The 22,542-nt window shown below is 71.2% G+C and carries 20 protein-coding genes; 15 read left to right on the plus strand and 5 right to left on the minus strand.

The window, feature by feature from the left end; genetic code table 11:
* Window positions 1-144 precede the first annotated feature (144 nt).
* Window positions 145-1,326 (minus strand): acyl-CoA dehydrogenase family protein, encoded by a 1,182-nt coding sequence (locus ACZOOI_RS05835; RefSeq protein ID WP_465279749.1) that lies wholly within the window; start codon window positions 1,324-1,326, stop codon window positions 145-147.
* Window positions 1,327-1,424: 98 nt separating this feature from the next.
* Here ACZOOI_RS05835 and yidD point away from each other — a divergent pair, with 98 nt between their 5' ends.
* Complete coding sequence (yidD, locus tag ACZOOI_RS05840; protein ID WP_465279750.1) at window positions 1,425-2,078, plus strand: membrane protein insertion efficiency factor YidD; 654 nt, start codon at window positions 1,425-1,427, stop codon at window positions 2,076-2,078.
* A gap of 52 nt (window positions 2,079-2,130) precedes the next feature.
* Here yidD and rsgA read toward each other — a convergent pair whose 3' ends face one another.
* The 3 genes from rsgA to ACZOOI_RS05855 all read right to left on the minus strand — a co-directional run bounded on the left by rsgA (window position 2,131) and on the right by ACZOOI_RS05855 (window position 5,487).
* Window positions 2,131-3,162, minus strand: coding sequence for a ribosome small subunit-dependent GTPase A (gene rsgA / locus ACZOOI_RS05845; RefSeq protein WP_465279751.1), 1,032 nt, complete (start codon window positions 3,160-3,162; stop codon window positions 2,131-2,133).
* A gap of 309 nt (window positions 3,163-3,471) precedes the next feature.
* Complete coding sequence (locus ACZOOI_RS05850) at window positions 3,472-4,785, minus strand: YihY/virulence factor BrkB family protein (protein WP_465281121.1); 1,314 nt, start codon at window positions 4,783-4,785, stop codon at window positions 3,472-3,474.
* 165 nt (window positions 4,786-4,950) lie between these two features.
* Window positions 4,951-5,487 carry a MarR family winged helix-turn-helix transcriptional regulator gene (locus tag ACZOOI_RS05855; RefSeq protein ID WP_465279752.1) on the minus strand — a complete coding sequence of 179 codons (537 nt, stop codon included), beginning with the start codon at window positions 5,485-5,487 and terminating at the stop codon, window positions 4,951-4,953.
* A gap of 225 nt (window positions 5,488-5,712) precedes the next feature.
* Between ACZOOI_RS05855 and ACZOOI_RS05860 the strand changes: the two genes are divergently transcribed.
* From ACZOOI_RS05860 to ACZOOI_RS05910, 11 genes are all read left to right on the plus strand, one after another.
* Window positions 5,713-5,796, plus strand: a complete 84-nt coding sequence (locus ACZOOI_RS05860) for a putative leader peptide (RefSeq protein ID WP_355541009.1) — start codon at window positions 5,713-5,715, stop codon at window positions 5,794-5,796.
* Between the two features lie 133 nt (window positions 5,797-5,929).
* A complete protein-coding gene (locus tag ACZOOI_RS05865) occupies window positions 5,930-7,627 on the plus strand; it encodes a nitrite/sulfite reductase (RefSeq protein ID WP_391584781.1) in 1,698 nt (565 codons plus the stop codon).
* Window positions 7,624-7,902: a hypothetical protein gene (locus tag ACZOOI_RS05870; protein ID WP_465279753.1), complete on the plus strand. Its 279-nt coding sequence runs from the start codon at window positions 7,624-7,626 to the stop codon at window positions 7,900-7,902. The genes ACZOOI_RS05865 and ACZOOI_RS05870 overlap by 4 nt, the downstream gene beginning before the upstream one ends.
* Window positions 7,899-8,597, plus strand: a complete 699-nt coding sequence (locus ACZOOI_RS05875) for a phosphoadenylyl-sulfate reductase (protein ID WP_465279754.1) — start codon at window positions 7,899-7,901, stop codon at window positions 8,595-8,597. Before ACZOOI_RS05870 ends, ACZOOI_RS05875 begins: the two co-directional genes overlap by 4 nt.
* A gap of 55 nt (window positions 8,598-8,652) precedes the next feature.
* Window positions 8,653-9,579, plus strand: coding sequence for a sulfate adenylyltransferase subunit CysD (gene cysD, locus ACZOOI_RS05880; RefSeq protein ID WP_465279755.1), 927 nt, complete (start codon window positions 8,653-8,655; stop codon window positions 9,577-9,579).
* Window positions 9,580-9,581: 2 nt separating this feature from the next.
* A complete protein-coding gene (locus ACZOOI_RS05885) occupies window positions 9,582-10,928 on the plus strand; it encodes a sulfate adenylyltransferase subunit 1 (RefSeq protein ID WP_465279756.1) in 1,347 nt (448 codons plus the stop codon).
* Between the two features lie 129 nt (window positions 10,929-11,057).
* A complete protein-coding gene (locus ACZOOI_RS05890; protein ID WP_465279757.1) occupies window positions 11,058-12,200 on the plus strand; it encodes an ABC transporter substrate-binding protein in 1,143 nt (380 codons plus the stop codon).
* 83 nt (window positions 12,201-12,283) lie between these two features.
* A complete protein-coding gene (locus tag ACZOOI_RS05895; RefSeq protein ID WP_465279758.1) occupies window positions 12,284-13,081 on the plus strand; it encodes an ABC transporter ATP-binding protein in 798 nt (265 codons plus the stop codon).
* The gene (locus ACZOOI_RS05900; RefSeq protein WP_465279759.1) at window positions 13,068-13,991 is read left to right on the plus strand and encodes an ABC transporter permease; all 924 of its coding nucleotides are present in this window, start codon (window positions 13,068-13,070) and stop codon (window positions 13,989-13,991) included. The genes ACZOOI_RS05895 and ACZOOI_RS05900 overlap by 14 nt, the downstream gene beginning before the upstream one ends.
* Window positions 13,992-13,999: 8 nt before the next feature.
* Window positions 14,000-14,737 (plus strand): sirohydrochlorin chelatase, encoded by a 738-nt coding sequence (locus ACZOOI_RS05905; RefSeq protein WP_465279760.1) that lies wholly within the window; start codon window positions 14,000-14,002, stop codon window positions 14,735-14,737.
* Between the two features lie 24 nt (window positions 14,738-14,761).
* Window positions 14,762-15,649 (plus strand): phosphotransferase enzyme family protein, encoded by an 888-nt coding sequence (locus ACZOOI_RS05910; RefSeq protein WP_465279761.1) that lies wholly within the window; start codon window positions 14,762-14,764, stop codon window positions 15,647-15,649.
* 138 nt (window positions 15,650-15,787) lie between these two features.
* Here the strand turns inward: ACZOOI_RS05910 and ACZOOI_RS05915 are convergent, their stop codons facing one another.
* Window positions 15,788-16,978 carry an SAV2148 family HEPN domain-containing protein gene (locus ACZOOI_RS05915; protein WP_465281122.1) on the minus strand — a complete coding sequence of 397 codons (1,191 nt, stop codon included), beginning with the start codon at window positions 16,976-16,978 and terminating at the stop codon, window positions 15,788-15,790.
* 553 nt (window positions 16,979-17,531) lie between these two features.
* Here ACZOOI_RS05915 and ACZOOI_RS05920 point away from each other — a divergent pair.
* The 3 genes from ACZOOI_RS05920 (at window position 17,532) to treY (ending at window position 22,506) form a co-directional block, all read left to right on the plus strand.
* Entirely contained in the window at window positions 17,532-17,735 is a 204-nt protein-coding gene (locus tag ACZOOI_RS05920) for a hypothetical protein (RefSeq protein ID WP_465279762.1), read from the plus strand.
* Between the two features lie 161 nt (window positions 17,736-17,896).
* Window positions 17,897-20,011: a glycogen debranching protein GlgX gene (glgX, locus tag ACZOOI_RS05925; RefSeq protein ID WP_465279763.1), complete on the plus strand. Its 2,115-nt coding sequence runs from the start codon at window positions 17,897-17,899 to the stop codon at window positions 20,009-20,011.
* Between the two features lie 203 nt (window positions 20,012-20,214).
* Window positions 20,215-22,506, plus strand: a complete 2,292-nt coding sequence (gene treY, locus ACZOOI_RS05930; protein WP_465279764.1) for a malto-oligosyltrehalose synthase — start codon at window positions 20,215-20,217, stop codon at window positions 22,504-22,506.
* The last annotated feature ends 36 nt before the right edge of the window (window positions 22,507-22,542 follow it).

Here is a 22,542-nt window from a genome sequence, read left to right on the forward strand (position 1 = left end):
CCCGGAGCGCCTTTCGCGGCCGTGCCGTATGGCATCCGGCTGGGCTGACGTCTGCCCGGACCGGACGCGGGCAAACGGCAGGCAAAGCCGCGACGACACCGGGAAACGACGGTACGGCGGGAGCGGCAAGAGCGGCGGGAAAGCTCAGTGGAAGGCGTCCAGGCCGGTGAGCGCCTTGCCGATGACCAGGGTGTGCATCTCGGAGGTGCCCTCGTAGGTGAGCACCGACTCCAGGTTGTTCATGTGCCGGATCACCGGGTATTCCAGCGAGATCCCGTTGGCGCCCAGGATCGTGCGCGCCTCGCGGGCGATCGCGATCGCCTCGCGGACGTTGTTGAGCTTGCCGAAGCTGATCTGCTCCGGCCGCACCGCACCCGCGTCCTTGCGCCGACCCAGGTGCAGCGCGAGCAGGTGCGCCTTGCCGATCTCCACCGCCATGTCCGCCAGCTTGGCCTGGGTCAGCTGGAATCCGCCGATCGGCCGGCCGAACTGCTCACGCGTGCGGGCGTAGTCCAGCGCGGACTCGAAGCACGAGCGAGCGGCGCCGACCGAGCCCCACACGATGCCGTACCGGGCCTCGCCCAGACACGTCAGCGGACCGCGCATGCCCACCACGTCGGGCAACACCGCATCGGCCGGCAGCCGCACCTCGTCCAGCGTCAGCTCGCTGGTGATCGACGCGCGCAGGGACATCTTGTGCTTGATGTCGCGGGCGGCGAACCCGGCGGTGTCGGTGGGTACCACGAAGCCGCGCACGCCCTCCTCGGTCTGCGCCCAGATCACCGCGACGTCGGCCACCGAACCGTTGGTGATCCACATCTTGCGACCGCTGAGCACCCAGTCGTCACCGTCGCGCTTGGCGTGCGTACGCATCGACGCCGGGTCCGAGCCGTGGTCGGGCTCGGTCAGGCCGTAGCAGCCCAGCGCCTCGCCGGCGGCCAGCCGAGGCAGCCAGGTGCTGCGCTGCTCCTCGCTGCCGAACCGGTGGATCGCAAACATCGCCAACGAGCCCTGTACCGACACCAGCGAGCGCAACCCCGAGTCGCACGCCTCCAGTTCCAGGCAGGCCAGGCCGTACTGCACGGCACTGGTCCCGGCGCAGCCGTAACCGTCCAGGGTCATCCCGAGCACGCCGATCCCGCCCAGCCCGCGGGCCAGTTCACGCACGTCCGGCAGGGCCCCGCGCTCGAACCACTCGGCCACGTACGGCGCGACCCGGTCGGCGCAGAACCGGCGCACGGTGTCCCGGATCGCCTTGTCCTCCGGGTCGAGCAGATCGTCGATGCCGAGCGGGTCCATCGGGTCGAACGCGGGAGCCTTGGCCATGCGGGTGCCTCCTGATGCGAGTCGGCAGACCCGAACGACGCCGGACGGGTCCCGGTAGATTGCCCCGAACATAGATCCGGAACGCGGGGAGCACCACCATGACCCAACCACCACCCGAACCGCATCCCCTGTTCGGGGAAGGCGCGGGTCGGCCCGGTGAGACGCCCGAGGAACGGCGTCGCCGGCTGGAGGAGGAAGAGGCGCGTCGACGGCGCAGCGAGCGCCGCGAGGATCTGGTGGAGGGCATCGGCGAACTCGGCGGCCCGGCGTCGGGCGGCGGTTCGGGCGGCGGATCGGGCGGCGGTCGTGGGGGCGACGGCGGCGGGGGTGGCGGCGGGGGCTGCTGTGGCCGCGGCGGCAACAAGGACCGCGGCGACCGCGACAGCGGTGGTGGTGGCGGCGGCGGTCACGGCAGCGGAGGGGGTGGCGACTGCGGCTGCGACGCGTGCCTGATCGGCATGTTCTCGCTGCGCCTGATGTGGATCGCGCTGACCGGCCTGCTCCGCCCGCGCGGCGGGCCGCCCGCCCGCCGGCTCGGCGCCGCCGTCGAGCGCTACCGCACCGAGATCAGCCCGCTGAGGCCACCGTGCTGCAACTTCACGCCGTCCTGTTCGACCTACGGCAAGAAGGCCCTGCACCGACACGGCGCGGTCCGGGGTACCTATCTGACCGCTCGTCGACTGATCCGCTGCCGGCCCGGCAACGGCGGCTTCGACCCGGTGCCGCCCGCACGGCGGCCCGAGCAGCGCTGACCGGCGCGGAAGGTGCGGTCGGGGGTGGGCCGAGCCCACCCCCGACCGGTCCTCACTTCTTCGGCGACGGCGAGCGGCGCATCTCCTTGTGGATCAGCTTCCACTCCCGGGCCCGTTCGGCCCGGATGCGGTGGTCCTCACGCGAGGCGATCCAGCGCGCCTCGCGCAGCAGTTTGCGATAGCTGTCCAGGCGACGTTGCGGAAGCTCGCCCGCCTCGATCGCGGCGAGCACCGCGCAGCCGGGCTCGCTCTCGTGCGTGCAGTCGGCGAAGCGGCAGTCCGGGATCAGGGCGTCGATGTCCGCGAAGGTGCGGTCCAGGCCCTCGCCGACGTCGTACATGCCGACCCCGCGCATGCCGGGGGTGTCCACGAGCACGCCGCCGTTCGGCAACGGCACCAACTCGCGCCACGTGGTGGTGTGTCGGCCCTTGCCGTCCCCGCGCACCTCCCGGACCGAGGTCACCTCGGCGCCCGCGAGCGCGTTGGTGAGCGTGGACTTGCCCGCGCCGGAGGTGCCGATCAGGGCGACGGTCCGGCCGGCGGTGTACGCCTGGAGCACGTCCAGACCCTCGCCGGTGAGTGCACTGGCGACCACGACGTCCACGCCCATGGCCACGGCTTCGACGTCCGCGCGCAGGTCGTCGGCGTCCGCCGCGAGGTCGGCCTTGGTGAGCACGACCAGCGGCGTGCCGCCGCTCTCCCAGGCGAGCGTGAGCAGCCGCTCCAGGCGGCCGAGGTCGGGCGCTGCGTCCAACGGGACGACGGCGCCGATCAGGTCGACGTTGACCGCGAGGACCTGGCCCGCCGAGCGCCCGGAGGCCTGCGAGCGCACCAGCGCGGTCCGGCGGTCCAACAGGGCCGCGACGAAGGCCTCGCGGCCGTCGTCGGGAAACTCCAGTGCGGCCCAGTCGCCGGTGCACGGCAGTTGCCCGTCGCCGTGCGCGGCCCGTACGGTGCCGTCGGCGGTGACCACCTCGCACAACGAACGGTCCACCCGGGCGATCCGTCCGGGCACGAGGCCGTGCGTGCGGTAGGGGGCGAATTCGGTGTCCCGGTCCGCGTCCCAGCCGTATGCGGCGAGCACGTCGGAGGTCGGTACGAAAGCGGTGTCGGAAGAAGAGGTGTTGCGGGAAGCGTGATGCTGCCGGGAAGACAAGCCGGTGGCCCTTCGAGGGGCGGATCCGCCGACCTGCGCGCCGTCACGACGAACGACGTGGCGCGGCTACGCGGTGCGAATCCGAGAGGCGGAGAAGTGGAATGAGGTCCAGCCCGTCCGGGCGACCGTCATCGAGGTCGTGTTCACGACATTCCACCTCCCACCTGTTCCGTGCGGCCTCGGGCCGCGCTCTCGGGCACTGTGCGGGCCCAAGGGCCACGCGTGCAGCCTAGGCCATCACGGCCGGTCGCGTCGAGCGTGTTCCTGCTCGCCGACCGCCGGCCGACTCGGCCGCGGCGGCCACGCGGTGTCGTCCAACGGCAGGCCGGGCAACTCCTGTCCGGCCGGCATGTGCAGGCTCGGCGGCTGACCGTTGGTGGGCGGCGGACCCGGCGGGCGCGGCGGCCGGGACGGCATCCGGGGCAGGTCGGCGGCCCGGCGGGCGCCGTTGGCCCGGCCGTTGATGGTGCCCGGGTCGTTGCGCTTGGCATCGCGCGCGTGGATCGCCCAGCGCTCGGGGAACTCGGACGGCGGCTCGGCGATGTCGGGGAGTTCGCCGTGGATGACGGTGTCCTCCATCTCGTCGTGGTCGTCCGAAAGCGGCGTCCAGTCGCCGGGGTTGCCGCGGTGGCGGCCCGAGCGCAGGTGTTCCATGGCCGCGGCGATCTCCTCGGCGGCCTTCTCCTTGTCCCGCTCGGCACGCGCCTGGGCGGTCTCCTGGCTGGGCCAGACCTGGTCGATGGCGGCGTTGACGGCCGCGCCGATCAGCACGGCCATGGCCGCGAAGTACATCCAGACCATGACCGCGACCGGAGCCGCCAGCGAGCCGTAGACGGTGGGGCCGTCGATGGTGGTGGCGAGGTAGACGCGCAGCAGGAAGCTGCCGACGATGCACAGGAGCAGGGCCACCAGCGCGCCCGGTATGTCCTCGCGCCACGGCGTCCGCACCGGCACCGACACGTGGTAGAGCGAGGTCAGGAAGCACACCGACAGCACCACCAGGACCGGCCAGTACAGGATGTGCACGGTCCCCTCGAAGTGCGGGAACGCCTTGACCACCAACTCGGGGCCGGCCACCAGGAGCGGGATCAGGAACATCCCGAGCAGCAGGCCGACCACATAGAGGGTGAAGGACAGCAGCCGGGTGCGCACGATGCCGCGCTTGCCGGAGAGCCCGTACATGATCGTGATGGTGTCGACGTAGACGTTGAGCGCGCGCGAGCCGGACCACAGCGCGATCAGGAAGCCGGCGGAGATGATGTCCGCGCGTCCGGAGTCGAACACGTCGTTGACCAGGGGCACGACCACCTGCTCGGTGCTCTTGCTGGAGAGCACCGACCCGGCGGCCTTGACGATGTCCGCCTTGAGGTCGTTGACGGTGCTGCCGCCGAGCATGCCGTGCAGGTAGCCGACGGTGCCGGCGAGCCCGAGCAGCAACGGGGGCAGCGAGAGCAGCATGAAGAACCCGGCCTCGGCGGCCAGGCCGGTCACCCGGTGGTTGAAGCAGGAGATCACCGTCTCGCGGAGTATCCGCCACAGTGCGCTCCGCAACCGGATGCGCCCGGCCCCTCGCAGGCGAGGTCGTTGTCGGTAGTCCGCTGCCACCCCTTTAAGGTATCCGGCCGGGGGCTCGACATTCGCCAAGTCGCCGTCCGGGTGAATACCACCTTCGGGCCGGGATCTCCCCCGGTCGCCTCTCCCGGCCGTCCGCGCCGGTCAGCGGCTGGGCACCAGCACCCCGGAGAGCCTGCTGAGCACCCGGGCAGCGGTCCGCAGTTCCTCGGCCGGCAGGTCGGCGAAAGCGCTCTCCCACGTCTCCCGGAACAGCGCGTCGAGCCGGTACAGCTCACGCCGTCCGGCCGGGGTCAGGCGCACCACCGAGCCGCCTCGTCCGCGCCCGGCGCGCGCCGCCTCGACCAGCCCCTCGCGCCCGTGCACGTCCAGCAGGTCGCGCACGGCCGATCCGGACAGGCCGAGCACTCGGGCCAGCCGCTCGTTGTCCAGGTCGAGTTCGTCGGCGAGCGCCGCGAGCAGCCGGTACCGGGTACCGTCGGCTCCGGCGTCGACCGGACCGGCCTGCCCGGCGCGATCGGCGCGGATTGCGGAGAGGAAGCCGTTGAGGGCGTAGCGCAGCGTCTCGACCGCTTCCTCACGGCGCGGCTCCGGCCGCTCGGAGGTGGGTCCGGCGGCGGATTCGACCGTGCATACGGAGCGCGTTCTGCGCCGGGGCGCGCCCAGAACCTCGCCTGGCATACCCATCAGCTCCTCGTCCACTGTGGTGCGTGGGCCGCGTACCGTCCGGGGTAACGGAATCCGGCCCCCCGTACCGTAACCAACCGCGGCGACGATCCATGCCGCGGTCGGTGTGGAAGATCGGCTCATCTCACAATATGGGCATGCGTGTTCGACATGTGGGATGGGCGTTCGTATCCCGGACAGTGATGGACTGCTTTCCGGCACCATGTCAATCTTTGCGACATGTCACGCGCCGGTATTGCTCTCGTAGGTCGACTCCACGTCGACCTCGGACGCATGTCCAGCGCCGTCTGTTCGCCGGTCTGACGACCCGCCCGTTGCACCTGTCTGCCGGGCGCGCGGTCGCACCGGCACCACGACTCTCACGGCCGGTCCGGCGAGGGTGCGGCCGGATGCTCCCCCGTGCGTCCCCCACCGATCCGCCCGGAGGACGCTCCCCATGGCCGCCACTACCGACACCGCCGGCAGCGGTCCCCGCGCCCGCAAGACCGCTCGCCATCGCGGCGAGGGTCAGTGGGCCCTCGGCCATCACGAGCCGCTCAACGGGAACGAGCAGTTCAAGAAGGACGACGACGGTCTCAATGTGCGCGCGCGCATCGAGAACGTCTACGCCCATCGCGGCTTCTCCTCGATCGACCCCAACGACCTGCGCGGCCGGATGCGCTGGTGGGGCCTGTACACCCAGCGCAAGCCCGGGATCGACGGCGGCAAGACCGGTGTGCTGGAGCCGCACGAGCTCGACGACGAATACTTCATGCTGCGCGTGCGGGTGGACGGCGGCCGGCTGAACCTGGCCCAGTTGCGGGCCATCGCCGAGGTCTCCGAGCGCTTCGCCCGCGGCACCGCGGACGTCACCGACCGGCAGAACGTGCAGTTCCACTGGATCCGGATCGAGGACGTGCCGGAGATCTGGCGGATCCTGGAGGGCGTCGGCCTGTCCACGACCGAGGCCTGCGGGGACACCCCGCGCGTGGTGCTCGGCTCGCCGGTGGCCGGCGTCGCCGAGGAAGAGATCATCGACGGCACCTGGGCGATCGACGAGATCAACCGGCTCTACATCGGCAAGCCCGAATACTCGAACCTGCCGCGCAAGTTCAAGACCGCGATCTCCGGATCGCCGCTGCTGGACGTCGCGCACGAGATCAACGACGTCTCCTTCGTCGGTGTCGTGCACCCCGAGTTCGGTCCCGGCTTCGACGTGTGGGTCGGCGGCGGGTTGTCCACCAACCCCAAGCTCGCGGTCCGCCTGGGCACCTGGGTGCCGCTGGAGGAGGTGCCGCAGGTCTGGGAAGGGGTCATCTCGATCTTCCGCGACTACGGCTACCGCCGGTTGCGCAACCGTGCGCGCTTGAAGTTCCTGGTCGCCGACTGGGGGCCGGAGCGCTTCCGCGAGGTGCTGGAGAACGAGTACCTGCAACGCAAGCTGGTCGACGGGCCCGCCCCCGAGGCGCCCGCGCAGGTGTGGCGCGACCACGTGGGCGTGCGTCCGCAAAAGGGCGGCGGCTTCTACGTCGGCTTCGCGCCGCGTGTGGGTCGGGTCGACGGCGCCACGCTCGGCAAGATCGCCGACCTCGCCGAGCGGCACGGCTCGGACCGGGTGCGCACCACGGTCGAGCAGAAGATGCTCATCCTGGACGTCGCCGAGGACAAGGTCGCCTCGCTCAAGGAGGGCCTGGAGGCCCTCGGTCTGCGGGTGGACCCGAGCCCGTTCCGGCGCGGCACGATGGCCTGCACCGGCATCGAGTTCTGCAAGCTGGCGATCGTGGAGACCAAGGGCCGCGGGATCCGGCTGATCGACGAACTCGAGCAGCGGCTGCCGCAGTTCGACCAGCCGATCACGATCAACATCAACGGTTGCCCGAACGCGTGCGCCCGGATCCAGGTCGCCGACATCGGCCTCAAGGGTCAGCTGGTGCTGGACGACGACGGCGAGCAGGTCGAGGGCTACCAGGTGCACCTGGGCGGCGGGCTGGGCCTGGACCCCGGCTTCGGGCGCAAGATCCGCGGCCTCAAGGTGACCTCGGCGGGCCTGGCCGACTACATCGAGCGCGTGCTGCGCCGCTTCGAGGAGCAGCGCACCGAGGGCGAGCGCTTCGCCCAGTGGGCCGTGCGCGCGGCCGACGCGGACCTGTCGTGAGCGCCGCCGGCGGCGCCGAGCCGGGTCAGCGGGCCGTTCCGTTCTACTGCCCCTTCTGCGGCGACGAGGACCTTCGTCCGCACGAGGAGGGACACGGCACCTGGCTGTGCTCGGCCTGCCGGCGGGCGTTCTCGCTGAAGTTCCTGGGGCTGGTCTTCCCGGAGAAGCACAGCCCGGAGAAGCACGGCACCGAGAAGCACGGCCCGCAGGGCCACGGCACGACCCGAACCGAACCGGAGCACGACCAGTCGATCACCCAGGAGGAGGGCCGATGACCGTCACCGAGACCACCGACCTCGAGGCACTCGCGAACCGCGCCGGCCTCGAACTCGAGGACGCGACCGCGTCGGAGATCCTGGCCTGGACGCACGAGCGGTTCGGCCCGGCGTGGTGTGTGACGTCCTCGATGGAGGACGCCGTGGTCGCGCACCTCGCCTCGCGGGTGGCGCCCGGTGTGGACGTGGTCTTCCTGGACACCGGCTACCACTTCCCCGAGACCATCGGCACCCGTGACGCGGTCGCGGCGGTCTACGACGTCAACGTGATCACGGTGCACCCGGAGCTGACCGTCGTCGAGCAGGACGCGAAGTACGGCGCGGCGCTGCACGATCGCGACCCCGACGCGTGTTGCGCGATGCGCAAGGTGGCGCCGCTGGAGCGGTCGCTGACGAACTACCGGGCGTGGGCCACCGGGCTGCGCCGGGACGACTCGCCGAGTCGGGCGAACACCCCGGTCGTGTCCTGGGACGCGCGCCGGCGGAAGGTCAAGGTCGCCCCGATCGCCCGCTGGACGCAGGACGACGTGGACGCCTACGTGGCCGAGCACGGGGTGCTGACCAACCCGCTGCTGATGGACGGCTACGCCTCGATCGGCTGTGCGCCCTGCACCCGCCGGGTGGCCCCCGGCGAGGACGCCCGCGCCGGCCGGTGGGCCGGCAACGGCAAGACCGAGTGCGGGATCCACACATGACCGGCCCGATACGCATCACGGCACCGTGCTCGACGAAGACGAAGGAGGGGTTGGCGTGACCACGACGATCGACAAGGGCACCGCACCCGGAGCCCTGACCCACCTGGACGCGTTGGAAGCCGAGTCCGTGCACATCTTCCGCGAGGTGGCGGGCGAGTTCGAGAAGCCGGTGATCCTGTTCTCCGGCGGCAAGGACTCGATCGTGATGCTGCATCTGGCGCGCAAGGCGTTCTGGCCCGCGCCGGTGCCGTTCGCCCTGCTGCACGTCGATACCGGGCACAACTTCCCGGAGGTCATCGAGTACCGCGACCGGGTGGTGGCCGAGCACAACCTGCGGCTGCACGTGGCCAGCGTGCAGGACTTCATCGACAACGGCCGGCTGCGCGAGCGCCCGGACGGCACCCGCAACCCGTTGCAGACCGTCCCGCTGCTCGAAGCGATCGAGTCGAACCGCTTCGACGCGGTGTTCGGCGGCGGCCGGCGCGACGAGGAGAAGGCCCGCGCGAAGGAGCGGGTGTTCTCGCTGCGCGACGAGTTCGGCGCCTGGGACCCGCGCCGGCAGCGGCCCGAGCTGTGGCAGCTGTACAACGGCCGGCACCGCGTCGGCGAGCACGTGCGGGTGTTCCCGATCTCGAACTGGACCGAGCTGGACGTGTGGCAGTACATCGAGCGGGAGGCGATCGCGCTGCCGCGGATCTACTTCTCGCACGAGCGGGACGTCTTCGAGCGCAACGGGATGTGGCTCTCGCCCGGCGAGTGGGGCGGACCGAAGGGCGACGAGGAGGTCGTGCGCCGCGTGGTGCGCTACCGCACGGTCGGCGACATGAGTTGCACCGGCGCCGTCGACTCCCCCGCCACGACGGTGGCGGACGTGATCGCCGAGATCGCAGTGAGCAGGCTGACCGAACGAGGTGCCACGCGCGCGGACGACAAGATGTCCGAAGCCGCGATGGAGGACCGCAAGCGCGAGGGGTACTTCTAGCCATGAGTGGGACTTCCGAGATTTCCCCGGACGCCCTGTCGTCCGCGGACGAGCGCGTGGGTCTGCTCCGGCTGGCCACCGCCGGTTCCGTCGACGACGGCAAGTCCACCCTGGTGGGCCGGCTCCTGCACGACTCCAAGTCGGTGCTGACCGACCAGCTGGAGGCGGTCACCCGGGTCAGCAACGAGCGCGGCCAGGAGGAGGCCGACCTCGCGCTGCTCACCGACGGGCTGCGGGCCGAGCGCGAGCAGGGCATCACCATCGACGTCGCGTACCGCTACTTCGCCACCGCCAGGCGCCGGTTCATCCTCGCCGACACCCCGGGCCACGTGCAGTACACCCGCAACATGGTCACCGGGGCCTCCACCGCGGAGCTGGCCGTGGTGCTGGTGGACGCGCGCAACGGCGTGGTCGAGCAGACCCGCCGGCACGCCGCCGTCGCGGCGCTGCTGCGGGTGCCGCACGTGGTGCTCGCGGTGAACAAGATGGACCTGGTCGACTACAGCGAGGAACGCTTCGCCGAGGTCGCCAACACGTTCGCCGAGTACGCCGAGGCGTTGGGTGTGCCGGACGTGCGCTCGATCCCGGTCTCCGCGCTGCGCGGCGACAACGTGGTGGACCCCAGCTCGCACATGGACTGGTTCTCCGGGCCGACGCTGCTGGAGTACTTGGAGACGGTCCCGGTGGAGACCGACCCGACGCTGGAGCCCGCGCGCTTCCCGGTGCAGTACGTGCTGCGTCCGCAGTCGGACGACGAGTACCGCGACTACCGGGGCTACGCCGGCCAGGTCGCCTCCGGGGTGTTCCGCGAGGGCGACGAGATCGTGGTGCTGCCGTCCGGGCAGCGCACCTCGGTCGCGGGCATCGACCGGCTCGGCGTCGCGGTGCGCCAGGCCCGGCAGGGCGAGTCGGTCACCCTGCGGCTGGCCGACGACGTGGACATCTCGCGCGGCGACCTGATCGCTCCGGTCGACTCGGCGCCGCACCCCACCCAGGACGTCGAGGCCACCGTGTGCCACGTGGCCGACCGCCCGCTGCGCACCGGCGACCGGGTCCTGCTCAAGCACACCACCCGCACGGTCAAGGCCATCGTCAAGGACATCGCCTACCGCCTGGACCTGAACGCTCCGATCGACGGCGTGCTGGGCCACGAGCAACACCTGACCGAGCTGCACGCCAACGACATCGCCCGGGTCGTGCTGCGCACCGCCCAGCCGCTCGCGCTCGACGACTACGCCATCGGTCGGCGGACCGGTTCCTTCCTGTTGATCGACGAGGCCGACGGTTCGACGCTCACCGCCGGCATGGCCGGCGCCGCGTTCTCCGCGCCGGGTCGATGTCACAGCTGACGCGATCGCGGGTCTGACCACCCGCTTTTGACGCTCCGTCGGCCATACCCGTGACATCGTCCGCCGCCGTCCACCACACACGTCGTCCCGGCCCGCGCACAACGCGCGGGCCCGAGGGAAGGTCCCCGCATGTCCGTTTTCAGGACAAACCGACGCAGATCGCTACGTACCGGCTTTGCTGCCGCCCTCCTCCTGCCGCTGCTCGCGATGTCCGCGTGCGGCTACGGCTCGGACAAGAAGGACGACAAGAACAAGACGCCGGCCGCGGGCGCGGGTCCGGCGACGGCCGGCGGCGCCAAGGCGGGCACCTCGGCCTCGCAGATCCGCCTCGGCTTCTTCGCCAACGTCACCCACGCGACGCCGCTGATCGGTCTGAACGAGGGCTTCTTCGCGAAGGAGCTGGGGAGCACCGAGATCAAGCCGCAGGTGTTCAACGCCGGACCGGCCGCGATCGAGGCGCTCAAGGGCGGCTCGATCGACGCGACCTACATCGGCCCGAACCCGTCCATCTCCGGCTTCACCAGCACCAACGGCGAGTTGCTCCGGATCGTGGCGGGCGCCACCTCCGGCGGCGCGTCCCTGGTGGTCAAGCCGGGCATCAACCTGCCGGCCGACCTCAAGGGCAAGAAGATCGCCTCGCCGCAGCTCGGCGGCACCCAGGACGTGGCACTGCGGGCCTGGCTGACCAAGGCCGGCTACAGCGTGGACACCTCCGGCAAGGGCGACGTGAGCGTCGTGCCGACGGACAACGCGCAGACCCTGGCCGCGTTCCAGAAGGGCGACCTGGACGGCGCCTGGCTGCCCGAGCCGTGGGCCACCCGGCTCGTCCTGGAGGCGGGCGCCAAGGTGCTCGTGGACGAGCGCACGCTGTGGCCGGAAGGCAAGTTCGTCACCACCGACCTGATCGTGACCACCAAGTTCCTCAAGGACCACCCGGACACCGTCGAGGCGCTGCTCAAGGGTCAGGTCGCCGCGAACGACTGGGCCGCGAACAATCAGGACAAGGCCAAGGCGGCGGTCAACAGCAAGATCACCGAATTCGCCGGCAAGCCGCTCGCACAGAACGTGCTCGACGCGGCCTGGCCCAACATCGCCATCACCAACGACCCGCTCGCCGCCTCGCTGCAAAAGCTCTCCGACGACGGCGTCGCGGTGGGCGTGACCAAGAAGCTCGACATCCACGGCATCTACGACCTGACCATCCTGAACAAGGTCCTCGCCGCCGCCGGGAAGCCCGCGGTGAGCGACGGGGGTCTGGGCCCGAAGAAGTAGCGTTCGCGCCGCTTCGAACCGGGTGACCGCGCCCGGATGAGCACTTCCCGCCCGACGCGCCCACCGAGAGAGGTGATCCGGACATGACCCAGACCATCAGCGAGGCCACGCCCACGGCCACGACCCCCGTCGAGACCGGCTTCGCGGTCCGCCTTGACCAGGTCACCAAGGTCTTCGGCCGAGGCGGCGGCACGCCCGTTTTGGACGGCATCGACCTGACCGTCGCCCCGGGCGAGTTCGTCTGCCTCCTGGGCGCGTCGGGCTGCGGGAAGTCCACCCTGCTCAACCTGATCGCCGACCTTGACCGGCCCACGTCGGGCACCATCGAGGTCTCCGGCGACCGCCCCGCGCTGATGTTCCAGGACCACGCGCTGTTCCCCTGGCTGACCGCGGGCAAGAACATCGAACTGGCCCTGAAACTGCGCGGTGTGCCGCGCGATCGGCGCCGGGCCGAGGCGGACGAGCTGCTGGAGCTGGTCCGGCTCGGCGGTGCGCACAAGAAGCGCGTACACGAACTGTCCGGCGGCATGCGCCAGCGGGTGGCACTGGCCCGCGCGCTCGCCCAGGCCGGCGACCTGCTGCTGATGGACGAGCCGTTCGCCGCGCTGGACGCGATCACCCGCGACGTGCTGCACGACGAACTGACCCGGATCTGGGCGGAGACCGGTCGCTCCGTGGTGTTCGTGACGCACAACGTGCGCGAGGCGGTCCGGCTCGCCCAGCGGGTGGTGCTGATGTCCTCGCGCCCGGGCCGGATCGCCCGGGAGTGGAACATCGACATCCCGCAGCCGCGCCGGATCGAGTCCACCGGCGTGTCCGAGTTGTCCGTCGAGATCACCGACCAGCTGCGAGGGGAGATCCGCCGCCATGGCCGCGCCTGATCTGACCGAGACCGACCCCGAGATCGGGACCGACACCGCGGGCAAGCACGCGGAGGAGGACCTGGCCGGGCTCGAGGCCGGCCTGGACGCGCTGGAGAGCTACGAGAAGGAGCGCAAGCCGTTCTCCCGCGTGCTGCTGGAGAAGGTGCTCCCGCCGGTCATCGCGATCCTGCTGGTGCTGGCCGCGTGGCAGATCGCCTACTGGATGGAGATCAAGCCCCGCTACGCGCTGCCCAGCCCGCAGGACGTGTGGGACGCGTTCCTGGTGCAGTGGCGCAAGGGCACCGTCTTCGACATCCTGTGGACCAGCCTCTCCCGCGGCATCCTGGGCTTTTTGATCGCGGTCGCGATCGGCACGCCGCTGGGCCTGATCGTGGCCCGGGTGAGCTGGATCCGGGCCGCGATCGGCCCGATCCTCTCCGGCCTGCAGTCGCTGCCCTCGGTGGCGTGGGTACCGCCGGCGGTGATCTGGTTCGGCCTGAACAACAGCGCGATCTACGCGGTCGTGCTGCTCGGCGCGGTGCCCTCGATCGCGAACGGCCTGGTGGCCGGGATCGACCAGATCCCGCCGCTGTACCTGCGGGCCGGCCGGGTGCTCGGCGCCCGCGGCCTCAACAGCGTGTGGCACGTCATGCTGCCCGCGTCGCTGCCCGGCTACGTGGCCGGCCTCAAGCAGGGCTGGGCGTTCTCCTGGCGCTCGCTGATGGCCGCCGAACTGATCGCCGCCGGTCCGGAACTGGGCTCGGGACTGGGCCAGTTGATGGACCAGGGACGCGATCTGGGCGACATGCCGATGATGTTGACCGCGGTCTTCATGATCCTGATCGTGGGTATCGGCATCGAGATGCTGGTCTTCACCCCCGTCGAACGCCTCGTGCTGCGCCAGCGCGGCCTGGCCACAAGCAAGTAGCACACGCCATGGCTCCCGTTCCCCCGCTCCTGGCCGTCGCCCACGGCAGCCGCGATCCTCGGCACGCCGCGGCGATGGCCGCCCTGGCCGCACGCGTGCGCGCGCTGCGGCCGGGGCTGCGGGTGGACATCGGCTACCTGGACCACTGCGGCCCGCGCGTACCCGACCGGCTGGACGCGCTGGCCGACGCCGGCGCCGAGACCGTGGTCGCGGTACCGCTGCTGTTCACCCCGGCGTTCCACGCCAAGCAGGACGTGCCGAACGTGCTGCGCCATCGCCGACTGACCGTGCGTCAGGCGGCCACGCTGGCTCCTTCCCCGCTGCTGCTGGCGGCCTTGGACCGGCGCATGCGCGAGGCCGGCGTGCGGCCCGGAGACGGCCGTTACGGCGTCGTCCTGGCCACCGCCGGTTCCACAGATCCGGAGGCGAACGCGGTGACCACCATCGTCGCGCGGGAGTGGCGGCGTACCGGTTGGTGCGCCGTGGTCCCCGCGTTCGCCTCCGTCCACCAGGGCTCCACGATCGGCGCCGCGATCGAGGACCTGCGCACGCTGGGCGCCGAACGCATCGCCGTCGCGTCCTGCATGCTGGCCCCGGGCATCCTGCCGGACCGGATCCTCGAACAGGCCCTGGCCGCCGGAGCCGAGCCGGTCACCGAGCCGGTCGCGGACACCGAGGAGATCGCCCGGCTGGTGCTCGACCGCTACGACGCGGCGTTGCCGTCCCGATCCTGGCTCTCCGCCTGACCCGGGACCGGTACCATCACCGGCGTGATCGACTCGGTGGCCGGCGAACGTTCGGTGCTCGTACGCGCGTGTGCGAAGGTCGGAGTGCCCTCCGCGGACGCGGTGTTGCTCGCCTTCGGCGAGAACGCGGTGTTCGCCCTCCCGGGTCCGGGTCTGGCGGTGCGGGTGGCACGCGGGGCACACATGGCCGAGCGGGCGCGCCGTGAGATCGCGGTCGCGTGCTGGCTCGCCGAACAGGACTTCCCGGCGGTACGACCCGCGGCCGGGATCGATCCGCAGCCGGTGGTGATCGACGGCCGTCCGACCACCTTCTGGGAGTTGTTGTCGCCGGCCGAACGCGAGCCGGACATCGCCGACCTGGCCCGGTTGCTCAAGAAGCTGCACGCGCTGCCCACGCCCCCGTTCGCCCTGCCCGCCCGGGCGCCGCTCGCGCTGGTGGAAACCTGGCTGGATTCCGCCGACGCCGCCGTGGGGTTGGAGGACCGCCGCTATCTGCTGGACCGCCGCGACGCGTTGGAGGCGGCCCGTCACGAGCTCACGCCGGCCCTGCCGCAGGGCCTGATCCACGGCGACGCGCTGCTGCGCAACGTCCGTGTACACGGCGGCCGGGCGCTGCTGTTGGACTGGGAGACGGTCGCCCACGACCTGCGCGAATACGACCTGGTGCTGACCCCGATGGCGGCCGCGCGCTACGGCCTGCCCGACGGCGCGGAACGGCGGTTCGCGAAGAAGTACGGCTTCGACGTCACCGACTGGCCCGGCTACCGGGTGCTCCGCGACACCCGCGAACTGGCCGCCACCGCGTGGGTGGCCCAGCACGTACCCGGCAACCCGGCGGCGGAGGAGGAGTTCCGCCACCGGGTCCGCACCCTGCGCACCGACGACGAGAACGCCCGCTGGCACGCCTTCTGACCCACCGAACCGCCCCACCACCGGCCCCGGCAGGCCACCCCGAGCGCCGTGGAACCGCGACCACCCTCCGTACGCAACAGGCGGCGCGGGTGGGCACACTCGAACCCGAGTCGACCAGGACTCAACCGCAGCCCCCGCTCAGGACGTGCGCTTGCTGTCCACCCATTGCTGCTCGAACTCCTCCTGGAACAACGGATAGAGCCCACGCCCGGTGGTCCCCGTCGCGTCGGCGCGAAGCACGAAGGCAGGCGACTCCACCCCCCGCGCGCGGCGAAGGTAGGGCTGGACGAGTCCCACGTCCCCGTCCACGAAATACGCGACGAACCGCGGTGCCTCGTCGTACAACCGGATCTCGATCCGGCGCGGCTCGCGCAGCTTCGAGCGGATCCGGCGCAGGTGCAGGATGTTGAGGGTGGTCATCCGGGACAGCAGCCCCTTCTTGATCCCCTCGTCCTTCTCCCGCTGCTTCATCGCGTCCCCGGCCGGGTTCAGGAAGAGCAGGCGCATCTCGCAGCCGCTCGCCGCCAGCCGGGTCAGATCGCGCCCCGAGTAGTTCTGGCACAGCAGGTTGAGCGAGACGCCCATCGCGTCGATCCCGCGCGCGCCGTCCACCAGGTCGGCGAACGGCAGGCGCCGTTGCAGCGCCGAGCGGTCCTGGAAGACCCCCACCACGTCCGCGTAGCGCCCCGCGAACAGTTCCTCGACCGCGTCCAGGGCCAGCCGTCGATCGCCCTGGTCGGCGAGCGGGCCGTCCAGCATCGCCAGCACCCGCAGGCACGCCCGTTCGACCTGGGCCAGCACGTCGGGCGAGAGCACCCGGTTGCGGGCCACGATGTGCCGGCCGATCTCGACCTCTTCCAGGGCCCGTTCCAGCTTGCGCCGGTCCGGCAGGAACGGTTCGAAGCACCACCAGTTGCGCACCATCAGCTCGCGCAACTGCGGCAGGGTCAAGAACGCGATCAGTTCGTCGTCGGCCGGGTCCACGATGTATCCGCGCCGGCGGCTCATCTCGCGCACCGCCTCGGCACGCTCGACCCATTCGTTCTGCACGTTGCCCGCCGCCGCGAGCACCCAGGCGCCGTCGTCGTGCGGGTGCTCGCCGGGCCCGTAGACCGGGACCAGCACCGCGGCGATCACCGCCCGCAGCCGCTGTTCGATCAGGTTCAGGTACACGTACGCCCGGCCGGCCCGGCGGGCCCGCAGCAGCGCGCCTGCCCAGTCGTCCTCGGTCCAGGTGAGCGTCGCGGGGTCTATCCCGGGCATCGGGTCGGGCGGGCTCGAACCGTCCAGGACCGCCGTCCCCGCCCCCATCCCCGCTCCCGCCCCCATACCGGTCGCCGCGTGCCGGGGCCCGGGCAGCATGCCCGGGTCGAACGCGAACGAGCCGGTGTCGGTGAGCCCGGCCGACCCACCCGCGGACTCGGCGTCCGGGTAGCCGGCGTACGGATCCGGGAAGGTGTCCCCGCCGTCGCCCGGTGTCGGGCCGGTCCCACCGCCGAGGCCGGTCGTACTCGTCCCCTCCGCGGGTTCCTCGGGCGTCGAGGGTGGCGAGCTGGACTCCCGATCGGCCATCGCGTCCCATCCGTTCGTCGTCGAGCCGGAACCGAACGAGCGTATAGCGAAACCCGACGGCCTCGGGAAGGCCGCGCGGGGCGGCACGGATACCTCGTTCGAGTGATGAGCGCACGTGCATTACCCGGATGGCGCAAGGCAATTGGGGGGACTCGGCGCGCTCTGGCAACTTCTGCCCAGCGGCACGATGACGTCTCGGAACAATTGCCGGACGGTAGAGGGTCTTCCCTCCACCTGTTCCGGAGCGCAACCGGGACGGATCGACGGTCCGTCTCATGCGGCAGGAACCGTGGGCACCCAGGAGGTCGTCATGTTGGCCATGAACGGCAGGATCCCGGCGGGACGCACCGGCACCGAGGACGATTTCGCCAAGTACCGCGACGTGGTCGCGGACATCTTCGCGCACCACCGGCGCACCGAGCCCGGGGGCACCGGCAATGCGGCGTGCTCGTGCGGCGGCGCGTGGCCGTGCCGGGAGGAACGACTCGCGGCGGAACTGCTCGACTGGATCTGACCGATGTGATCGAAACCGATCGGATCGGCAGTACGCACCCCACAGTCGGGCCGGAAATCCACCCGACCGGGGGACGCCGGAGCGGATCTCGCACATGAATCCGGTTCGGTACGGGAGACTGCAAGCTGCCGAAGCACGATCCGCGACAAAGCAGGTTGCTCATGCAGGTCTGGCCCGGTCATCCGTATCCGCTCGGCGCCACGTACGACGGCGCCGGCACCAACTTCGCGGTCTTCTCGGAGGCCGCCGAACGCATCTGGCTGTGCCTGCTCGACGAGAGCGGCGCCGAGGAGCGCATCGAGCTGCGCGAAGCCGACGCGTTCGTCCGGCATGCCTACCTGCCGGGCATCCAGCCCGGCCGGCGGTACGGCTACCGCGTCCAGGGGCCGTTCGACCCGGCCTCCGGCGCCCGGTGCAATCCGCACAAGCTGCTGCTCGACCCGTACGCGAAGGCGATGTGCGGCGAGGTGCACTGGCACGAGTCGATGTACGGCTACTCGTTCGAGCACCCGGACCTGATGAGCACCACCGACTCCGGGCCGCACACGATGGCCTCGGTGGTGATCAACCCCTACTTCGACTGGGGCGACGACCGGCCGCCGCGCACGGAGTACCACGACACGGTGATCTACGAGGCGCACGTGCGCGGGCTGACCCGCACCCACCCGGGGCTGCCGGAGGAGATCCGCGGCACCTACGCGGGAATGGCGCACCCGGCGGTGATCGAACACCTGGTGAGCCTGGGCGTGACCGCGATCGAGCTGATGCCGGTGCACCAGTTCATCCACGACCACCGGCTCTCCGACCTGGGCATGCGCAACTACTGGGGCTACAACACGATCGGCTTCTTCGCGCCGCACGCGGCCTATTCGTCCACGGGCGAACGCGGCCAGCAGGTCCAGGAGTTCCGCTCGATGGTCAAGGCGCTGCACGCGGCGGGCATCGAGGTCATCCTCGACGTGGTCTACAACCACACCGCCGAGGGCAACCACCTCGGGCCCACGCTGTCCTTCCGCGGCCTGGACAACGCGTCCTACTACCGGCTCGCCGACGACAAGCGCTACTACCTGGACACCACCGGCACCGGCAACAGCCTGCTGATGCGCAGTCCGCACGTGCTCCAGCTGATCATGGACTCGCTGCGCTACTGGGTCACCGACATGCACGTGGACGGCTTCCGCTTCGATCTGGCGGCCACCCTGGCCCGGCAGTTCCACGAGGTGGACCGGCTGTCCTCGTTCTTCGACCTGGTCCAGCAGGACCCGATCGTGTCCCAGGTCAAGCTGATCGCCGAGCCGTGGGACGTCGGCGAGGGCGGCTACCAGGTGGGCAACTTCCCGCCGTTGTGGACCGAGTGGAACGGCAAGTACCGCGACACCGTGCGCGACTTCTGGCGCGGTGAGGAGCGCACCCTGGCCGAGTTCGGCTCGCGGCTGACCGGCTCCTCGGACCTGTACCAGGACGACGGCCGGCGGCCGATCGCCTCGATCAACTTCGTCACCTGCCACGACGGCTTCACCCTGCACGACCTGGTCTCCTACAACGACAAGCACAACGCGGCCAACCACGAGGACAACCGGGACGGCGAGAGCCACAACCGGTCCTGGAACCACGGCGTCGAGGGCGAGACGGACGACCCGGACGTGCTCGCGCTGCGGGCCCGCCAGCAGCGCAACTTCATCGCCACCGTGCTGCTGTCCCAGGGCGTGCCGATGATCGCGCACGGCGACGAGTTCGGCCGCACCCAGCGGGGCAACAACAACGTCTACTGCCAGGACAACGAACTCGCCTGGGTGCGGTGGCCGCAGGGCGAGGTGCCGGACCAGCTGGAGTTCATGCGGATGATGACCCGGCTGCGGGCCGAGCACCCGGTGTTCCGGCGCCGGCGCTTCTTCCACGGCAGATCCGTCCAGGGCACCCACGACGAGCTGACCGACATCGCCTGGTTCACCCCCACCGGCGAGGAGATGTCCGACGGCGACTGGTGGGCGGCAGCGGCCAAGTCGGTCGCGGTCTTCCTCAACGGCAACGCGATCTCCGAGCCCGACCCGCGCGGCCAGAAGATCACCGACGACTCGTTCCTGCTGTTGTTCAACGCCTCGCACGAAACCGAGGAGTTCACCATCCCCGAGGGCTTGGGCACGACCTGGACGGTCGTGGTCGACACCGCCGACGACAAGACCACGATGCACGACCCCAAGACCCGCACGACCGTCGACGGCGGCGGCTGCCAAACGGTCGAATCCCGCTCACTGGTGGTCCTGCAACGCCCCTGACGGGCGCATCAGACGAGCAGGGAGGCGTCCGGGTCGGTGAACGGCTTGGGTTTGGGAGCCGCACTCCCGTACGGAACCGTGGCCACGGCCGCGTACCAATTGCCCGGAACGGGGGAATCGGCCGGTCGTGGCGAGGCGCGTCCGATCAGGTTTCACCACCCCGGCGGGTGGTAGTGCGCGGTCGTCCGGGGAAGCTTGTCCGCATGACCTCGTCGCCTGTTCACCTCCCCACCGGGACCTATCGGCTCCAGTTGCAGCCCGCCTTCGGGTTCGCCGACGCTGCCGCCGCCGTGCCCTACATCGCCTCGCTCGGGGTCAGCCACCTGCACCTGTCGCCCGTGCTACAGGCCGTTCCCGGGTCCACCCACGGCTACGACGTGGTCGATCACTCGCGCGTGTCCGCCGACCTGGGCGGCGAGGACGGGCTGCGCGCGCTGGCCGGCTCCGCCGCCGCACACGGGCTGGGCATCGTGCTGGACATCGTGCCCAACCACATGGCCGTGCCCGCGCCCGAGTCGCTCAACCGGCCGCTGTGGCAGACCCTGCGGGAGGGGCCGGACTCGCCCTACGCCCGCTGGTTCGACATCGACTGGTCCCGACACGACGGCCGGGTGCTGCTGCCCGTGCTCGGCGGGCCGGTCGAGGAGGTCGCCGACGAGCTGATCGTGGACGGCGACGTGCTGCGCTACCACGAGCACGAGTTCCCGCTCCGGGCCGGCACCGACAAGCTCGCGCTCGACGAACTGCTCGCCGCCCAACACTACGAACTCGCGCACTGGCGGCGTGCGGACACCGAGCTGAACTATCGCCGGTTCTTCACCATCACCGGCCTGATCGCGCTGCGCCAGGAAGACGAGGAGGTCTTCGCGGCCACCCACGCGACCATTTTGCGACTGGTCGCCGAGGGCCTGGTGCAGGGACTGCGGATCGACCACCCGGACGGGCTCGCCGACCCGCGCGCCTACCTGGCCCGACTGCGCGCCGCCGCGCCGCACGCGTGGATCGTGGTGGAGAAGATCCTCGCCGCCGACGAACGCCTCCCCGCCGACTGGGCCTGCGACGGCACCACCGGATACGACGCACTGCGCCGGGTGGACAACCTGTTCGTCGACGCCGAGGGCGCCGAGCCGCTGCGGGCGCTGCACCGCGAGCAGACCGGCGTCCGGGAGGGCTTCGACTACCTCGCCCAGGAGGCCAAGGCCGAGGTGCTCGCGGGCGGCCTGGCCACCGAATTCGCCCGGCTGCGGCGCACCCTGGACCGGCTGGAACCGATCGCGGGGGCCGGCGACATCGGCCGCGCACTGCCGCCGCTGCTGGCCGCCTTCCCCACCTACCGGCCCTACCCCGGCGGCGGCCCCGGCTCGATCGCGGCCATGGCACAGGCGCTGACCGGGGTGCCCGGCCAGGTCTCCGAAGCGGCCCGCGAGATCGCCGAACTCGCGCTCGCCGACGGCGAGTTCGGCACCCGCTTCGGCCAGGTGGCGGCGGCACTCGCGGCCAAGGGCGTCGAGGACCGCGCGTTCTACCGCTGGTACTGCTTGAGTTCGCTGAACGAGGTCGGCGGCGAGCCGGACTCGATCGGCCTGGACATCGCCGGCTTCCACGACGCGTGCGCACGCATGTCGCCGACCACCATGACCACGCTGAGCACCCACGACACCAAGCGCAGCGAGGACGTGCGGGCCCGGCTCGCGGTGCTCGCCGAGGTCCCCGAGGACTGGGCCGAGCGGGTGCACACCTGGAACGACTGGTCCCGCCCGCACCGCTCCGAGTTCCGCTTCGGGCCGGACGGCTACGACACCTACCTGCTGTGGCAGACCCTGGTCGGTGCCTGGCCGCTGTCCGCCGACCGGGCCGTCGACTACCTGCGCAAGGCGATGCGCGAGGCGGCCCGGGCCACCACCTGGACCGACCCGAACCCCGACTACGAGGCGGCGAGCGAGGCGTTCGTGCGCGCCGTTCTGGCGGACGAGGAGCTCACGGCCGACATCGCGCAGTTCGTCACCGACCTGGATCGTCCGGCCCGAGCCGTCTCGCTCGGCGCCAAGCTGGTCCAGCTCACCATGCCGGGCGTCCCGGACGTCTACCAGGGCGGCGAGCTGGCGCTGTACACGCTGGTCGACCCGGACAACCGGGCCCCGGTCGACTTCGGCCGCGAGCACGGCCCGCTGGACGCGCTCAAATTCCGGGTCACCGGCGCCGCACTGCGCCTGCGCCGCGAGCATCCCGACTGGTTCACCGGCACCTACACACCGCTGCTCGCCCGCGGCAAGGAGGCGCAACACGCGATCGCGTTCGTGCGCGGCGGCGAGGCGATCACCGTGGCCACCCTGCTGCCGGCCGGCCTCGCGGCCAAGGGCGGCTGGGGCGGCGCACTGCTGCCGCTGCCACCGGGCCGCTGGATCGACGCGCTGACCGGCAACCCGTACTCCGGGCAGGCCCGGCTGCGGCACATCCTGGAGGACCTGCCGGTGGCCCTGCTCACCCGCGGCTGACCCGGCCGCCGCGCGCTTCCCCGTTCCCACGTCGTT

It is taken from the genome of Embleya sp. L77 (assembly GCF_055557415.1).

What these genes read in the sequence shown, in the direction of transcription:
- ACZOOI_RS05835 (WP_465279749.1), bottom strand. Translation starts at nt 1,326, where the DNA reads ATGGCCAAGGCTCCCGCGTTCGACCCGATGGACCCGCTCGGCATCGAC.
- ACZOOI_RS05905 (WP_465279760.1), top strand. Translation starts at nt 14,000, where the DNA reads ATGGCTCCCGTTCCCCCGCTCCTGGCCGTCGCCCACGGCAGCCGCGAT.
- treY (WP_465279764.1), top strand. Translation starts at nt 20,215, where the DNA reads ATGACCTCGTCGCCTGTTCACCTCCCCACCGGGACCTATCGGCTCCAG.
- ACZOOI_RS05860 (WP_355541009.1), top strand. Translation starts at nt 5,713, where the DNA reads ATGTCACGCGCCGGTATTGCTCTCGTAGGTCGACTCCACGTCGACCTC.
- ACZOOI_RS05895 (WP_465279758.1), top strand. Translation starts at nt 12,284, where the DNA reads ATGACCCAGACCATCAGCGAGGCCACGCCCACGGCCACGACCCCCGTC.
- ACZOOI_RS05920 (WP_465279762.1), top strand. Translation starts at nt 17,532, where the DNA reads ATGTTGGCCATGAACGGCAGGATCCCGGCGGGACGCACCGGCACCGAG.
- ACZOOI_RS05855 (WP_465279752.1), bottom strand. Translation starts at nt 5,487, where the DNA reads ATGCCAGGCGAGGTTCTGGGCGCGCCCCGGCGCAGAACGCGCTCCGTA.
- ACZOOI_RS05915 (WP_465281122.1), bottom strand. Translation starts at nt 16,978, where the DNA reads ATGGGGGCGGGAGCGGGGATGGGGGCGGGGACGGCGGTCCTGGACGGT.
- glgX (WP_465279763.1), top strand. Translation starts at nt 17,897, where the DNA reads ATGCAGGTCTGGCCCGGTCATCCGTATCCGCTCGGCGCCACGTACGAC.
- ACZOOI_RS05900 (WP_465279759.1), top strand. Translation starts at nt 13,068, where the DNA reads ATGGCCGCGCCTGATCTGACCGAGACCGACCCCGAGATCGGGACCGAC.
- ACZOOI_RS05890 (WP_465279757.1), top strand. Translation starts at nt 11,058, where the DNA reads ATGTCCGTTTTCAGGACAAACCGACGCAGATCGCTACGTACCGGCTTT.
- ACZOOI_RS05865 (WP_391584781.1), top strand. Translation starts at nt 5,930, where the DNA reads ATGGCCGCCACTACCGACACCGCCGGCAGCGGTCCCCGCGCCCGCAAG.
- yidD (WP_465279750.1), top strand. Translation starts at nt 1,425, where the DNA reads ATGACCCAACCACCACCCGAACCGCATCCCCTGTTCGGGGAAGGCGCG.
- ACZOOI_RS05875 (WP_465279754.1), top strand. Translation starts at nt 7,899, where the DNA reads ATGACCGTCACCGAGACCACCGACCTCGAGGCACTCGCGAACCGCGCC.
- ACZOOI_RS05885 (WP_465279756.1), top strand. Translation starts at nt 9,582, where the DNA reads ATGAGTGGGACTTCCGAGATTTCCCCGGACGCCCTGTCGTCCGCGGAC.